Annotated in this window: 13 protein-coding genes; 4 read left to right on the top strand and 9 right to left on the bottom strand. The window is 64.7% G+C overall.

Annotation, left to right across the window (positions count from 1 at the left end):
* Positions 1 to 11: 11 nt before the first annotated feature.
* Both rpsA and cmk read right to left on the bottom strand, forming a co-directional pair.
* Positions 12 to 1,706 (bottom strand): 30S ribosomal protein S1, encoded by a 1,695-nt coding sequence (gene rpsA, locus ACOCMH_RS20590; protein WP_427312781.1) that lies wholly within the window; start codon positions 1,704 to 1,706, stop codon positions 12 to 14.
* Between the two features lie 166 nt (positions 1,707 to 1,872).
* On the bottom strand, positions 1,873 to 2,541 hold the full coding sequence (gene cmk / locus ACOCMH_RS20585) for a (d)CMP kinase (RefSeq protein ID WP_427312780.1): 669 nt from the start codon (positions 2,539 to 2,541) through the stop codon (positions 1,873 to 1,875).
* A gap of 123 nt (positions 2,542 to 2,664) precedes the next feature.
* On the opposite strand from cmk, the gene ACOCMH_RS20580 reads away from it, so the two are divergent.
* The gene (locus ACOCMH_RS20580) at positions 2,665 to 2,913 is read left to right on the top strand and encodes a DUF2061 domain-containing protein (protein WP_427312779.1); all 249 of its coding nucleotides are present in this window, start codon (positions 2,665 to 2,667) and stop codon (positions 2,911 to 2,913) included.
* Here the strand turns inward: ACOCMH_RS20580 and aroA are convergent.
* The 7 genes from aroA to gyrA form a co-directional block, all read right to left on the bottom strand.
* Entirely contained in the window at positions 2,903 to 4,207 is a 1,305-nt protein-coding gene (aroA, locus tag ACOCMH_RS20575) for a 3-phosphoshikimate 1-carboxyvinyltransferase (RefSeq protein ID WP_427312778.1), read from the bottom strand. The two genes, ACOCMH_RS20580 and aroA, sit on opposite strands and share 11 nt — an antisense overlap.
* A 49-nt stretch (positions 4,208 to 4,256) precedes the next feature.
* On the bottom strand, positions 4,257 to 5,153 hold the full coding sequence (locus tag ACOCMH_RS20570) for a prephenate dehydrogenase (RefSeq protein ID WP_427312777.1): 897 nt from the start codon (positions 5,151 to 5,153) through the stop codon (positions 4,257 to 4,259).
* 87 nt (positions 5,154 to 5,240) lie between these two features.
* Positions 5,241 to 6,371, bottom strand: coding sequence for a histidinol-phosphate transaminase (gene hisC / locus ACOCMH_RS20565; protein WP_171516412.1), 1,131 nt, complete (start codon positions 6,369 to 6,371; stop codon positions 5,241 to 5,243).
* 28 nt (positions 6,372 to 6,399) lie between these two features.
* Positions 6,400 to 7,563 carry a prephenate dehydratase gene (gene pheA, locus ACOCMH_RS20560; RefSeq protein WP_427312776.1) on the bottom strand — a complete coding sequence of 388 codons (1,164 nt, stop codon included), beginning with the start codon at positions 7,561 to 7,563 and terminating at the stop codon, positions 6,400 to 6,402.
* A gap of 105 nt (positions 7,564 to 7,668) precedes the next feature.
* On the bottom strand, positions 7,669 to 8,826 hold the full coding sequence (serC, locus tag ACOCMH_RS20555) for a 3-phosphoserine/phosphohydroxythreonine transaminase (RefSeq protein ID WP_427312775.1): 1,158 nt from the start codon (positions 8,824 to 8,826) through the stop codon (positions 7,669 to 7,671).
* Positions 8,827 to 8,986: 160 nt separating this feature from the next.
* Positions 8,987 to 9,550, bottom strand: a complete 564-nt coding sequence (locus ACOCMH_RS20550; RefSeq protein WP_171516415.1) for a DUF2059 domain-containing protein — start codon at positions 9,548 to 9,550, stop codon at positions 8,987 to 8,989.
* 93 nt (positions 9,551 to 9,643) lie between these two features.
* On the bottom strand, positions 9,644 to 12,313 hold the full coding sequence (gene gyrA / locus ACOCMH_RS20545; RefSeq protein WP_427312774.1) for a DNA gyrase subunit A: 2,670 nt from the start codon (positions 12,311 to 12,313) through the stop codon (positions 9,644 to 9,646).
* A gap of 434 nt (positions 12,314 to 12,747) precedes the next feature.
* On the opposite strand from gyrA, the gene ompA reads away from it, so the two are divergent.
* From ompA to gph, 3 genes are all read left to right on the top strand, one after another.
* On the top strand, positions 12,748 to 13,401 hold the full coding sequence (gene ompA / locus ACOCMH_RS20540; protein ID WP_010812964.1) for an outer membrane protein OmpA: 654 nt from the start codon (positions 12,748 to 12,750) through the stop codon (positions 13,399 to 13,401).
* A 116-nt stretch (positions 13,402 to 13,517) separates the two neighbouring features.
* Positions 13,518 to 14,276, top strand: a complete 759-nt coding sequence (gene ubiG, locus ACOCMH_RS20535; RefSeq protein WP_427312773.1) for a bifunctional 2-polyprenyl-6-hydroxyphenol methylase/3-demethylubiquinol 3-O-methyltransferase UbiG — start codon at positions 13,518 to 13,520, stop codon at positions 14,274 to 14,276.
* Positions 14,273 to 14,947: a phosphoglycolate phosphatase gene (gene gph / locus ACOCMH_RS20530; RefSeq protein WP_427312772.1), complete on the top strand. Its 675-nt coding sequence runs from the start codon at positions 14,273 to 14,275 to the stop codon at positions 14,945 to 14,947. Before ubiG ends, gph begins: the two co-directional genes overlap by 4 nt.
* Positions 14,948 to 15,008 lie beyond the last annotated feature (61 nt).

Here is a 15,008-nt window from a genome sequence, read left to right as displayed (position 1 = left end):
GGGGCCTGCGATTACTGGTTGTCCTGGCCGAGCTTGGCCTTCAGCAGGGCGCCGAGGTTGGTCGTGCCAGCCGTGCCGGTGTCGGCCTGGAACTTTTGCATCGCTTCCTGCTGCTCTGCGCTGTCCTTGGCCTTGATCGACAGGTTGATGTTGCGCGACTTGCGGTCCACGTTCACCACCAGGGCGGTGATCTGCTCGCCTTCCTTCAGCACGTTGCGGGCGTCTTCCACGCGGTCAGCGGAGATTTCCGATGCACGCAGGTAGCCTTCCACGTCGTCGGCCAGCTGGACCACGGCACCCTTGGCGTCAACCGCCTTGATCGTGCCCTGAACCAGCGAACCCTTGTCGTTGGCCGAGATGAAGTTGTTGAACGGATCGCCCGACAGCTGCTTGATGCCCAGCGAGATGCGCTCCTTGTCGACGTCGATGCCCAGCACCACGGCTTCGACTTCGTCGCCCTTCTTGTACTTGCGCACGGCCTCTTCGCCGGATTCTTGCCAGGACAGGTCGGACAGGTGCACCAGGCCGTCGATGCCGCCAGGCAGGCCGATGAACACGCCGAAGTCGGTGATCGACTTGATCTGTCCGCTCAGCTTGTCGCCCTTCTTCTGGTTGCGCGAGAAATCGTCCCACGGGTTGGCCTTGCACTGCTTCATGCCCAGGCTGATACGACGCTTGTCTTCGTCGATATCCAGAACCATGACTTCGACTTCGTCGCCCAGCTGGACCACCTTGGACGGGGCCACGTTCTTGTTGGTCCAGTCCATTTCCGACACGTGCACCAGGCCTTCGATGCCGGCTTCGATCTCGACGAACGCGCCGTAGTCGGTCAGGTTGGTCACCTTGCCGAACAGGCGGGTGCCTTGCGGGTAGCGGCGCGAGATGCCGACCCACGGATCTTCGCCCAGCTGCTTCACGCCCAGCGAGACGCGGTTCTTTTCCTGGTCGAACTTGAGGATCTTGGCGGTGATTTCCTGGCCAACCGACAGCACTTCGCTGGGGTGGCGGACACGGCGCCAGGCCAGGTCGGTGATGTGCAGCAGGCCATCGATGCCGCCCAGGTCAACGAACGCACCGTAGTCGGTGATGTTCTTGACGATACCGTTGACGATGGCGCCTTCCTTCAGGGTTTCCATCAGCTTCTGGCGCTCTTCGCCCAGCGTGGCTTCCACCACGGCGCGGCGCGACAGCACAACGTTGTTGCGCTTGCGGTCCAGCTTGATGACCTTGAATTCCAGGGTCTTGCCTTCGTACGGGGTGGTGTCCTTGATCGGACGCACGTCAACCAGCGAGCCCGGCAGGAACGCGCGGATGCCGTTGACCATCACCGTCAGGCCGCCCTTGACCTTGCCGGTCACGGTACCCGAGATGATTTCGCCGTCTTCCAGTGCCTTCTCGAGGTTCAGCCACGAGGCCAGGCGCTTGGCCTTGTCGCGCGAGAGGATGGTGTCGCCATAGCCGTTCTCGAGTGCGTCGATGGCCACGGAGACATAGTCGCCGGCCTGCACTTCGAGTTCGCCCTGGTCGTTCAGGAACTCCTCCACCGGCACAAATGCCTCGGACTTGAGGCCGGCGTTGACGACCACGAAATTGTGGTCGATGCGCACGACTTCAGCGGAGATCACTTCGCCAGCCTTCATATTGGAGCGGGCGACGGATTCCTCGAACAGTGCGGCAAAGGATTCGTTAGTTTGCAGGTCGGACATAAACGTAAGGTGAAATCCGCAGTACGCTGGCCGGCGCGACTATCGCGCTCAGTCTGCCAGTGCAGCGGGGTCAGGTTTGACAAAAGCCAGCTCCGGAACTTGCCCGGGCCGGCACCATCTGGCGCTGTCGGGGCGCGCCGCTTCTACGGATGCGCCCGCATGCATCTCATGCATCGGGCCGCACAGCGGCAAACCACTCCAGCACCTGCGCCACCGCCTGATCCACCGTCATGTCGGAGGTATCGAGCAGCTTTGCATCCTCGGCGGGACGCAGCGGCGCGGCGGCACGGGTGCGATCCCGCGCATCGCGCGCCTCGAGGTCACGCAAAAGGTCTTCGATATTAGCAGAAATTCCCTTATCAATCAATTGTTTATAGCGCCTGCGCGCACGCGCCTCGACACTGGCGGTCAGGAACACCTTGAGCTGGGCATCCGGGAAGATCACGGTGCCCATGTCGCGGCCGTCCGCCACCAGGCCCGGCAGCTTGCGGAAGCTGCGCTGCAGCTGGATCAGCGCGTCGCGCACCGGCTGGTGCACGGCGATGGCGGAGGCGCGGTTGCCGATCGCCTCGGCGCGGATGGCGAGGCTCACCTCCTCGCCTTGCAGCCAGACCCGATCGGGACCGAACTTCACATCGAGGCGCGAAGCGATCCGCGCCAGGCCGTCCATGTCGGCCAGGTCAACATCCGCACGGTCGCTGGCCAGCGCCACCAGGCGGTAGAGCGCACCGCTGTCGAGCAGGTGGAAGCCCACCGCGTCGGCGACCTTGTGCGCAACCGTGCCCTTGCCGGAGGCAGTCGGCCCGTCAATGGTGATGACGTTGACAATAGTCATTGCTTATGACACCCAGTGAAACGATTGATTGTTAATTATATTGAGAATCATTATCATTTGATCCATGGCATCGCGCTGGGCAAGCGCAACGCATTCTCAGTATTGGTCGCGAGGCAATCTACCATGGCAAAAACCCTGACGTTCGGCATCATGCACCTCGGCATCGCGTTCAGCGTGACCTATGCGCTGACCGGCAATCTGGCCGTGAGCGGTGCCGTCACCTTTATCGAGCCGGCCATCAATACCGTGGCCCACTACTTCTTCGACCGGTACTGGGACAAGCGCGAACGCCGGCAGGCCGGGACCTCCACGCGCGACCGCGCCTCGACGCCCGCCAACACCAGCGACAGCGCCGCCCTGGTCAGCGCGTGACGCCCGCCAACACGCTGAAGTAATCCGGGAACGTCTTCGCCACGCAGCCCGGATCATTGATCCGCACCGGCAACGGGCCGAACGCCGCGAGCGAGAAACACATCGCCATGCGATGGTCATCATAGGTGCCAATGCCGTCGGCCGGGGTCTGCCACGGCTGCGGCGGCGTCACCCGCAGATAGTCCGCGCCCTCTTCGACGACGGCACCCAGCTTGCGCAATTCCGTCGCCATCGCCGTGATGCGGTCGGTTTCCTTGACGCGCCAGCTTGCAATATTGGTCAGCGTGGTGGTGCCTTCGGCAAACAGTGCCGCCACCGCCAGCGTCATGGCCGCATCGGGGATATGGTTGCAATCCAGCTCGATGCCGTGCAGGCGCCCGTCGTCGCGTTCCGTGCCACGCACTTCGATCCAGTTGTCGCCGGCCATCACATTGGCACCCATGCGGTTGAGCGCATCGGCAAAGCGGACATCGCCCTGGATGCTGGCCATGCCGACGCCTTCCACCCGCACCGGGCCTCCGCCGATCGCGCCGGCGGCCAGGAAATACGAAGCCGACGACGCATCGCCCTCGACAAAGATTTCGCCCGGCGAGCGGTAAGCCGCACCGGCGGGCAGAATGAAGCGCTCCCAGCCCTGCCGCTCCACCTCGATGCCGAAGCGCGCCAGCAGGTTCAGCGTGATCTCGATATACGGCTTCGAGATCAGCTCGCCCACCACTTCGATCTCGATGCGGCCGCTGACGGTTTTCGCCATCGGCAGGCTCATCAGCAGCGCGGTCAGGAACTGGCTCGAGACATCGCCGCGGACGCGGATCGGCGCGTCGATGCGCAGGCTTGCCGGCTGGATGTGCAGCGGCGGGAAGCCTTCGTTACCCAGGTAGTCGATCACCGCGCCGATCTGGCGCAGGCCATCGACGAGATCGCCAATCGGCCGCTCATGCATGCGCGGCACCCCGGAGAGCTGGTAGCTGCCGCCTTGCAGCGCCAGCGCAGCGGTCAGCGGACGGATCGCGGTGCCGGCATTGCCCATGAACAGCTCGGCGGACTTGTTTGGAAAGTTGCCGCCGGCGCCGGTGACGATGTAGTCCGCGCCCTCCTGCCGCCAGGCCACGCCCAGCGTGCGCAGCGCCTGCAGCATCACGCGCGTGTCGTCGGAGTCGAGCAGGTCGCGCACGCGGGTCTCGCCGTCGGCCAGCGCGGCCAGCAGCAGCACGCGGTTGGAAATGCTCTTCGAGCCCGGCAGCCGGACGGTGCCGTGGGCGCGGGTCAGGGGGCCTAGCGTCAGGTGTTCCATGGGTCTTGTGGGCGCCGGGGCGCCGAGGTCAGGCGATTGGCGAAAGCAATCAGGGTTCGATATGGTTGCCCGCGGCACGCTCGGCGCCCCAGGCCAGCCGGGTCTTGCTGGCACGCGCAAAGATGCGCTCGAGCGCGTCGCCGTCGCCCTTCTCGATCAGCATCTTCAGGTGCGCCAGCACCGACTGGTAAGTATTCAGCTCGCGCAGCAGGGCCTCGCGGTTGGCCACGCAGATGTCGCGCCACATTTCCGGCGACGAGGCGGCGATGCGCGTGAAGTCGCGGAAGCCGCCGCCGGCGAAATCCAGCTTCAGCGCCGCATCCTCGGCGTTGGCCACCTGCGCCACCAGCGCGTACGACAGCACATGCGGCAAATGGCTGACCGCGGCAAACACCGCGTCGTGCTGGACCGCCGACATCACGTGGCAATCCGCGCCGGCGCTTTCCCACATGGCGCGCACGGCCGCCACATCGGCGCGCGCGTTTTCCTGCAGCGGGCACAGCACGGTCTTCTTGCCCTCGTACAGGTCCGGCAAGGCGGCCTCGACGCCGTTGAGTTCGCGCCCGGCGATCGGGTGGGCGGGCACGAACTGCGCGGCCTTGTCGCCCAGCGCGGTCTTGGCGGCGATGATCACGTCGGACTTGGTGCTGCCGGCGTCGGTGACGATGGTGCCCGGCTGCAAGTGCGGCTCCAGCGCGTGCAGCAGCGCGAAATTCTGCGCCACCGGCGCGCACAGCACGATCACACTGGCGCCGCGGGCGGCATCGGCCAGCGTCGCGGCCTCGTCGATTACGCCCAGGTCCAGCGCCTTCTGCAGCGAAGCGGCCGAGCGCCCGACCCCAACCACCGTGCCCACCACGCCGGCGCGCTTGAGCGCCAGCGCTAGCGAGCCGCCGATCAGGCCGACGCCGACAATGACAACACGGGAAAAATGCAATGCACTCACAATCACAGGCCGCAAGCGGCAGTAGTTCGGTTCAGACCGAAGTCAATCAATGGGCGGCAAAGCCACCGGCGTTTGCAGCGACCGGGCTCAGGCCAGCGCCCGCTCCAGCGCCGCGATGAACGCCGCGTTTTCTTCCGGCAAGCCGATGGTCACGCGCAGCCAGCGCGGCAGGTTGTAGTTGCCCACCGGCCGCACGATCACGCCCTGTTTCAGCAACGCCAGGTTCACGCGCGCGCCGGCACCGTCATCGTCGCCCACGCGCACCAGCACGAAGTTTCCGGAGGACGGCACGTATTCCAGGCCCAGCCGGTCGAAGGCCTGCGTCAGTTGCCGCTTGCCGCTGCGGTTCAGTTCCGCGCTGCGGCGCAGGAAGTCGGCATCGGCCAGCGCGGCGATTGCCGCGGCCTGCGCTACGCTGTTGACGTTGAACGGCTGGCGGATGCGGTTGAGCAGGTCGGTCAGTTCCGGCTGCGCCACCGCGTAGCCGATGCGCAGCCCCGCCAGACCGTAAGCCTTTGAGAACGTGCGCGACACCATCAGGTTGGGGTAGCGGCGCACCCAGGCAATCGCATCGTATTGCTGGTCGGCATCGAGATATTCGTTGTAGGCCTCGTCCAGCACCACCACGACATGGCTCGGCACCCGCTGCAGGAACGCTTCGATCTGCGCGGCCGGCAGGAAGGTGCCGGTCGGGTTGTTGGGGTTGGCGATAAAGACCAGGCGCGTATCCGGCGCCATCGCCGCGGCCATCGCGTCCAGGTCGTGGCCGTAGTCGCGCGCGGGCACTTCGATGGCGCGCGCGCCGATCTCCTGCGTGGCCAGCGCGTACACCGCGAACGAGTACTCGGCATAGACGATCGACTGGCCCGGCTCCACCAGCGCATGCGCGGCCAGTTCCAGGATGTCGTTGCTGCCGTTGCCCAGGGTCAGCCAGTCGGCGGGCACGCCGAAGCGCGCCGACAGCGCACCCTTCAACGCAAAGCCGTTGGCATCGGGATAGCGGCCCAGTTCAGCAACCGCAGCGGCCACCGCCGTGCGGGCCGATTCCGGCATGCCCAGCGGATTCTCGTTGGAGGCGAGCTTGACGATGCCGGCCTCGTCCAGGCCGAACTCGCGCGCCACTTCGGAAATCGGCTTGCCAGCCACGTATGGCGAAATCGCCCGCACATAGTCCGGCCCGAATACCGTAGCGCCGCCTTGCTTGCCCTGCTCTGCCATCTCGTCTCCTTGTGCTGTCCTGGCTGTCTTATTTGCTCGACGGATACGAGCCGAGCACCTTCAGGTAGGCGGCGTTGCGGCGCAGGTCTTCGATCGCGCGCGCCACCGCTGGTTCATGCTGGTGCCCTTCCACGTCGACGTAGAAGTAGTATTCCCACGCGCCGCTGCGCGCCGGGCGCGACTCGAAGCGGCACATCGACACGCCGTTCTCGGCCAGCGGCGCCAGCAGCTGGTACACCGCGCCGGCCTTGTTCGGCACCGACAGGATCATGGACGTCTGGTCGCTACCCGACGGCTCGGTCTCATAGCGGCCGATCACGGCAAAGCGCGTGCGGTTGTGCGGATCGTCCTGGATATGCGTGCGTACCAGGTGCAGGTGATAGCGGTTGGCGGCGGACTCGGCGGCAATCGCGGCCACGGTAGGGTCTTCGCTGGCCATGCGCGCCGCTTCGGCATTGCTCGACACCGCCTGGCGCTCGAGGTGGGGATAGTTGGCCGTCAGCCAGTGCTGGCACTGCGCCAGCGCCTGCGCATGCGCGCGTACCACCGTGACGCCCTTCATGTCGGGCGTCGATGCCATCAGGTTGTGGTGCACCTTGAGCGCGATCTCGCCGCTGATCTTCAGCGAGGTCTGCAGGAACAGGTCAAGCGTGCGCGACACCGCGCCCTCGGTGGAATTCTCGACCGGCACCACGCCGTATTCGACCGTGCCCGCCTCGACCGCGCGGAATACCTCGTCGATGCTGGGACAAGGCACGCCCGACACCTCGTGGCCGAAATGCGCGTACAGCGCCTGCTCCGAGAACGTGCCGGCCGGTCCCAGGAACGCCACTTCCAACGGCTTCTCCAGCCCGCGGCAGGCGGACATCACCTCGCGCCAGATTGCCGCCACGCTTTCACCGAGCAGCGGCCCCGGGTTGGCGCCCTGCACCTTGCGGATGACCTGCAGCTCGCGCTCCGGACGGAACACCGGCGCGCCGTACTTCTTCTTGACCTCGCCCACTTCGAGCGCCAGCTTGGCGCGGCGGTTCAGCATCGCCAGCAGCTCGCGGTCGACGGTGTCGATCTGCTCGCGCAGCGGGCCCAGCTCGACCGACAGCTTGCGCTCGGCATCACTCAGGGGGCTGTCGCCGTTGTGCGGCGCATTGGGCGGCGTCTCCTCGCGCGCGGGGGTGCGGTCTTGGCTTGTCATGTTGTATCAATCCGGTGGGCCGCCGGCGGTGGCGGCCAGGAAAACTGCCCACGCGGGACGGCATGCCGTGCCTGGCATGCGCGGGCCCGCCAGCGGGAATGCGCGTCAGGCGGAGGTCCGCTCGAACTCGCGCATGAATTCGATCAGCGCCATCACGCCTTCCAGCGGCATGGCGTTGTAGATGCTGGCGCGCATGCCGCCCACGGTCTTGTGCCCCTTCAGCTGCACCAGGCCGTTGGCCCGCGCTTGCTGCAGGAACGCCTCGTTGCGCGATTCGTCGCCCAGGAAGAACGGTACGTTCATGCGCGAGCGGCAGCTGGGGTGGATTTCGTTGCGATAGAAATCGCTCTGGTCGAGGTAGTCGTACAGCGCCGACGCCTTGGCGATATTGCGCTGTTCGATCGCGGGCACGCCACCCTGGCGCTTGAGCCACTGGAACACCAGGCCGGCGATATAGATCGCATAGGTCGGCGGCGTGTTGTACATCGAGTTATGCTCGGCCACCTGGCGCCAGTTGAATGCCGACGGGCACAGCGGGTGGGCATGGCCGATCAGGTCCTCGCGCACGATCACGATGGTGACACCGGCCGGGCCGATGTTCTTCTGCGCACCGGCGTAGACCACCTGCACGCGCGACCAGTCGACGGGCCGCGACAGGATATGGCTGGAAGCATCCGCCACCACGACGCGCTCGCCCTTGACCTGGCCGATATCGGGAATCTGCTGGAACTCCACGCCGACGATGGTCTCGTTGGTGCACAGGTGCACGTAGCCGGCGTCGTCCGACAGCTTCCAGTCCGCCACGTCGGGAATGCGATGGTATTTCTGTGCCTCGCTGCTGGCCGCGATATTGACCGCGCCATAGCGGCGAGCCTCCTGCTCGGTCTTGACCGACCAGGTGCCGGTGACGACAAAGTCGGCCTTGGGTGCGTCGGCATGGCGCAGGCGCATCAGGTTCAGCGGCACGATGCCGTTTTCGCCGATGGCGCCGCCCTGCAGGAACAGCACGCGGTAGTTGGCGGGAATATGCAGCAGCTCGCGCAGGTCGGCGATGGCCTGGTTGTGGATGCCTTCAAACTCGCGGCTGCGGTGGCTCATTTCCATCACCGAAACCCCGGTCCCGCGCCAGGACAGCATCTCCTCGGCGGCCTGCTGCAGCACTTCGGGGGGCAGCGCCGCCGGGCCGGGCGAGAAGTTGTAGACGCGTTCGGCCAATGCACGCTGCATCATGCCGGCAAGAGCGGGATTCTGGGGATCGTTCATGAGACGGGGGGAATGGAAAAATGGCTGCCGGTGTTACCCAAGCAGCCATTATCCCTCAAACCCGCGCCCGTTGGGCCCTGGGGGGCAGCCCCCCGGAGCCGGCGCCCGTCAGACAGCTATCGGACGGGCGGCGGCGGATCCGTTGCGGATCACGCCAGGATCACTTCGAAGCGGCAGTGATTTCCTTCTCGGCGGCGTCGCGCATCGACTTGCCGACCTGCGGGCCGTACTTCTGCATCATCGAGCCCCAGATTTCCTGGGTCGCCTTGCCCTGGTTGGCCATGAACTTCTGGCCGGTCGGCGACTTCAGGAAGGTGGTCAGGTCCTTCAGTTCCTGCGTGGTGTAGTACTTGCCGAAGGCATCGTAGTGCGCCTGGATGGCGTCCTTGCGGAAACCGTCGGTGTTGAATGCCGTGCCGGCGCCATCGACGATGCGCTGGACCGCGCCGTTCTTCTTCAGCTTTTCAACGGCGGCCTGCTTCTGCTTGTCGTTCAGGGTCTTGTTTTCGACCAGCACCTGCTCGAGGACCAGCGGCGCTTCCTGCTTGGCGCCTTGCTGCCAGTTCTCTGCCTGGCCCTTCACAGCCTGGTCTGCCTGCATGACGGAAAGCAGTTCCTTGATGGCTGCCGTCTTTTCCGCGTCCTGGGCGTGGGCATGCTGCGCCATCATGAAGGTCGGAACAAAAGCAGCCAGAACAGCGATACGTCGATAGGTTTTGAGCATTGTGACTCCCTGGTAAATACGTCCGTTTTAGTCGGACAGCCGCGAGGCGAGTTCCGGCTGGCGTCCTATTGTTGCAACAATTTACGTTTTGTCTTACGGCTTCGCGTCGGCGTCCGCACCGGCAGCACCTTCGGCGCCCTCGGCTTCGTCAGGCTCTTCGCCATTGCCGCCGTTGTCGGCATCGCTTTCCACGATGCGCTGCAGCCCGGACAGCTTGGTGCCTTCATCCACGTTGATCAGCGTGACACCTTGCGTGGCGCGGCCCATCTCGCGGATTTCGGCCACACGCGTCCGGATCAGCACACCGCCGGTGGTGATCAGCATGATTTCGTCTTCGGGCGAAACCAGTGCAGCAGCCACCACACGGCCGTTGCGCTCGCTCGTCTGGATCGCAATCATGCCTTTGGTGCCACGGCCATGTCGAGTGTACTCGGCGATGGGCGTGCGCTTGCCGTAGCCGTTCTCGGTCGCGGTCAGCACGCTGCCCCGCACGCCCGCGTCCGCCGCCTCTTCAGCGGTCTCGGCCGGTGCCACCAGCATGGCGATCACGGTCTGGCCGTCTTCGAGGTTCATGCCGCGCACGCCACGGGCCTGGCGGCCCATCGGCCGCACATCGTTCTCGTCGAAGCGCACGGCCTTGCCGGCGTCGGAGAACAGCATCACGTCATGCTGGCCATCAGTCACCGCGGCACCGATCAGGTAATCGCCCTCGTCGAGGTCGACCGCAATGATGCCGGCCTTGCGCGGGTTGGAGAATTCGGTCAGCGCCGTTTTCTTGACCGTGCCCCGGGCGGTGGCCATGAAGATGAAGTGCTCGGCGTCGAACTGCCGCACCGGCAGGATGACATTGATCTTCTCGCCTTCCGACAGCGGGAACATGTTGACGATCGGCCGGCCCCGCGAGTTGCGCGAGCCCTGCGGCACCTCATAGACCTTCAGCCAGTACAGCCGGCCGCGGTTGGAGAAGCACAGGATGTAGTCGTGGGTATTGGCCACGAACAGCGTATCGATCCAGTCGTCTTCTTTGGTCGCCGCTGCCTGCTTGCCCCGGCCGCCGCGCTTCTGCGCGCGGTACTCGGAGATCGGCTGGCTCTTCATATAGCCGCTGTGCGACAGCGTGACCACCATGTCCTGCGGGGTGATCAGGTCTTCGGTATCCAGCTCGGTCGCATTCAGTTCAATCTGCGAACGCCGCTCATCCCCAAATTCCGCACGGATCGACGTGAGTTCGTCGACGATGATGGAAGTAATACGCTCCGGGCGCGCCAGGATATCGAGCAGGTCGGCGATTTCCGCCATGATGTCGCGATATTCCTGGACGATCTTGTCCTGTTCAAGGCCAGTGAGGCGTTGCAGGCGCATTTGCAGAATTTCCTGCGCTTGCCCATCGGACAGCCGGTACAGCCCATCGGCCTGCATGCCAAAAATGGCAGGCAGCCCGTCAGGCCGGTACGACGCTCGCCCGCCCGGGGTTTCCCCTTCCGCACGGGCCAGCATTTCGCGGACCAGCGCCGAATCCCATGCCTTGCTCATCAGCTCTTGCTTGGCAATCGGAGGCGTCGGCGCCGCCTTGATGATGGCAATGAACTCATCAATGTTGGCCAGCGCCACGGCCAGGCCTTCCAGCACATGACCGCGCTCGCGCGCCTTGCGCAGCTCGAACACGGTCCGGCGCGTCACGACTTCGCGGCGGTGCGCCAGGAAGTACTCCAGCATCTGGCGCAGGTTCAGCAGGCGCGGCTGGCGGTCGACCAGCGCCACCATGTTCATGCCGAACGTGTCCTGCAGCTGGGTGTTCTTATATAGGTTGTTGAGGACGACCTCGGGTACCTCGTTGCGCTTGAGCTCGATCACCACCCGCATGCCGGACTTGTCCGACTCGTCACGGATATCCGAGATGCCTTCGACCTTCTTCTCGGTGACCAGCTCGGCGATGCGCTCCAGCAGCGTGCGCTTGTTGACCTGGTACGGCAGCTCATCGACGATGATGGCCTGGCGCTGGCCGCGGTCGATATCCTCGAAGTGCGTCTTGGCGCGCATTACGACGCGGCCGCGGCCGGTGCGGTAGCCTTCGCGGACGCCCTGAATGCCATAGATAATCCCGGCGGTCGGAAAATCCGGAGCCGGAATCAATTCAATCAGCTCATCCACGGTCGCCTGCGGGTTGCGCAACAGGTGCAGGCAACCATCGACGATTTCATTCAGGTTATGCGGCGGGATATTGGTGGCCATGCCCACCGCAATACCCGATGACCCATTGATTAGCAGATTGGGAATACGGGCCGGGAGAATCGAAGGCTCTTTTTCAGAGCCGTCGTAGTTGCTGTCGAAATCGACGGTTTCCTTGTCGATGTCATGCAGCATCTCGTGGGCGATTTTCGACAGGCGGATTTCGGTATAACGCATGGCCGCGGCGTTATCACCGTCCACGGAACCGAAATTCCCCTGGCCATCGACCAGCATGTAGCGCAGCGAGAAGTCCTGCGCCATGCGCACGATCGTGTCGTAGACTGCAGTATCGCCGTGCGGATGGTACTTACCAATCACATCGCCGACGATACGCGCCGATTTCTTGTAGGCGCGGTTCCAGTCGTTGTTGAGCTCGTGCATCGCAAACAGCACGCGCCGGTGCACCGGTTTCAGGCCATCCCGGACATCGGGAAGCGCGCGCCCGACGATCACGCTCATGGCGTAATCCAGGTAGGAGCGGCGCATTTCCTCTTCTAGGGAGACCGGAAGGGTTTCTTTTGCGAATGGATCCATTGCGGCGTGGTTTATGCGGCAGGTTTAAGCGAATGACAGGCCCTTTGGCACGCGGCGCCGGTGAGCGCCTGACGGCTGGGCAACGTGCCATTCTAACATGCCGCCACCCCCTGCCCGCGGCTCTCCGGACGGGCCGCGCAGGCGCCCGCGGAGGCCCGCACTGAAACCCGGAATCCCTGATGCCACAAGGCTTTGCGGGCGACACAAGACCCATGTTGCACAAACACCACAGGCCCAAAACCCATGCGGCGAATCGAATATATTTACTTCTTAGGAAACGACCCTTGTGGCACAATTCCCCAGCGAAGAGCCAGACATTGTTCGAAGTGGAGCATCCACCACATCGAGAATGTTATACTCCGAAGAATGTATGACTTGTTTTCGTCCATTTGCTCGCAGTAACCCTGCGGTGATCTCATCCTGAGAGGAGAAATATGAAAAAATTTGCCAAGCTCGCGCTCGTTGCAGCTACCGCAGTAATGGCTGCATCCGCTCAAGCTCAGTCCGTCCCTTATGAAAAGAAGGCAGTGAACGACAACTGGGGCAACGGTACGAGCGAGTACGTGTGGAAGAATGGCACGAACGAGCTCTGCTGGCGCGACAGCTCCTGGACCCCGGCCACGGCCAACGCGCTGTGCGACGGCGCCCTGGCACCGGCCGCACCGGCACCGGCACCGGCTCCGGTGGCTCCGCCGGTCGTCTCGAGCGAGAAGGTCACTTTCGCTGCTGACACCCTGTTCGACTTCGACAAGGCTGTGCTGAAGCCCGAAGGCAAGGCCAAGCTGGACGACCTGGTTTCGAAGCTGCAAGGCATCACCCTGGAAGTCATCATCGCCGTTGGCCACACCGACTCGTTCGGCTCGGACAAGTACAACGATCGCCTGTCGATCCGCCGCGCTGAATCGGTCAAGGCTTACCTGGTGAGCAAGGGCGTTGAAGCCAACCGCGTCTACACCGAAGGCAAGGGCAAGCGCCAGCTGAAGGTTGATCCGAAGTCGTGCAAGGGCAACCGCAAGTCGCAGATCGCCTGCCAGCAGCCGAACCGCCGCGTGGAAGTCGAAGTGGTCGGCACCCGCAGCGCACGTTAATCGGAACCCTTCCGATCCAAGAAGCCCAGCGCAAGCTGGGCTTTTTTTTTGGTACAGTTGCCTGGACTGTCCCCTTTCATCACCCGCCGCGGCCAGCGCCGCCGGACCCGCATACGATGACGTTGCAACCGCAAACCCTCCCCGCAGCCGACACTGCCAGCCAGCACCCGTCGCGCCGGAATGCCGACCCCAAGGAAATCGATAAGTTCAGCGAACTGGCCCACCGCTGGTGGGACCCGCAGAGCGAGTTCAAGCCGCTGCATGAGTTGAACCCGCTGCGCCTGGGCTGGATCGATGGCATTGCCGGGCTGGCGGGCAAGCGGGTGGTCGACGTGGGCTGCGGCGGCGGCATCCTGTCCGAAAGCATGGCGCGCCTCGGCGCGACCGTGCGCGGCATCGATCTGTCCAGCAAGGCGCTGAAGGTGGCAGACCTGCACAGCCTGGAGTCCGGCGTTGCCGTGACCTACGAGGAGATCGCCGCCGAAGCCCTCGCCGCACGCGAGCCGGCCAGCGTGGATGTGGTGACTTGCATGGAAATGCTGGAACACGTGCCGGACCCGGCTTCGATTGTGCAGGCGTGTGCGACGCTGGTCCGGCCTGGCGGCCATGTGTTCTTCTCGACCATCAACCGGAACCTGAAGGCGTACCTGCTGGCCATCGTTGGCGCCGAATACGTGCTCAACATGCTGCCGCGCGGCACCCACGACTACGAGAAGTTCATCACGCCCTCCGAACTGGCCCGCTTCGCGCGCCAGGCAGGCCTGGACCTGGTCGAGATGCGGGGCATGACCTACAACCCGCTATCGCAAATCTATTCGCTGAATCGCGACACCGACGTGAATTACCTGATGGCGTTTCGCCGGGTGGCAGCATGAGCGCGCGGATCGCAGGCGTCTTCTTCGACCTCGACGGCACCCTGGCCGACACGGCGCCGGACCTGGCCGCGGCGGCTAACCGGCTGGTCATGGAACGCGGGCGCCCGCCCGTGGCCTATGAAAAGCTGCGTCCCGTGGCCTCGCATGGGGCGCGCGGGTTGCTGGGCGCCGCCTTTGGCTTGCGCCCCGAAGATGCGGAATTCCCGGCGCTGCGCGACATCTTCCTCGATTACTACGAGGCCGACATCGCGGTCCACACCCGCCTGTTCGATGGCATGCCGCAGGTGCTGGCCACGCTCGAGGCCGCAGGCATCCCCTGGGGGATCGTCACGAACAAGATTGCGCGCTTCACCACGCCGCTGGTCGCAGCGATCGGCCTGGCGCCCCGCGCCAGCGCGGTGGTGAGCGGCGACACCACGCCGCACGCCAAGCCCCACCCCGCGCCGCTGCTGCATGCCGCCGCCAGCGCCGGCGTCGACCCGCGCCGCTGCGTCTACGTGGGCGACGACCTGCGCGACATCCAGGCTGGCAAGGCCGCCGGCATGATCACCGTCACCGCCGCCTACGGTTACTGCGGCGACGGCAACCCGCCCGAGGCCTGGGGCGCGGACCACCTGATCCGTCACCCCGCCGAGCTGATCCCGCTGCTGGTGCCCGCGGCCATCGCCTGAAAGTGCGCCGCAAGTATCCACGGAACGGAGCTGGAACTCCGCAAGACAGCCTGCGTCCAAC

It is taken from the genome of Cupriavidus sp. H39 (assembly GCF_050271075.1).
Classification (GTDB): Bacteria; Pseudomonadota; Gammaproteobacteria; order Burkholderiales; family Burkholderiaceae; genus Cupriavidus; species Cupriavidus necator_B.
The sequence above is the reverse complement of the archived record's forward strand: the minus strand, read 5'-3'. Positions and strand labels throughout refer to the sequence as shown.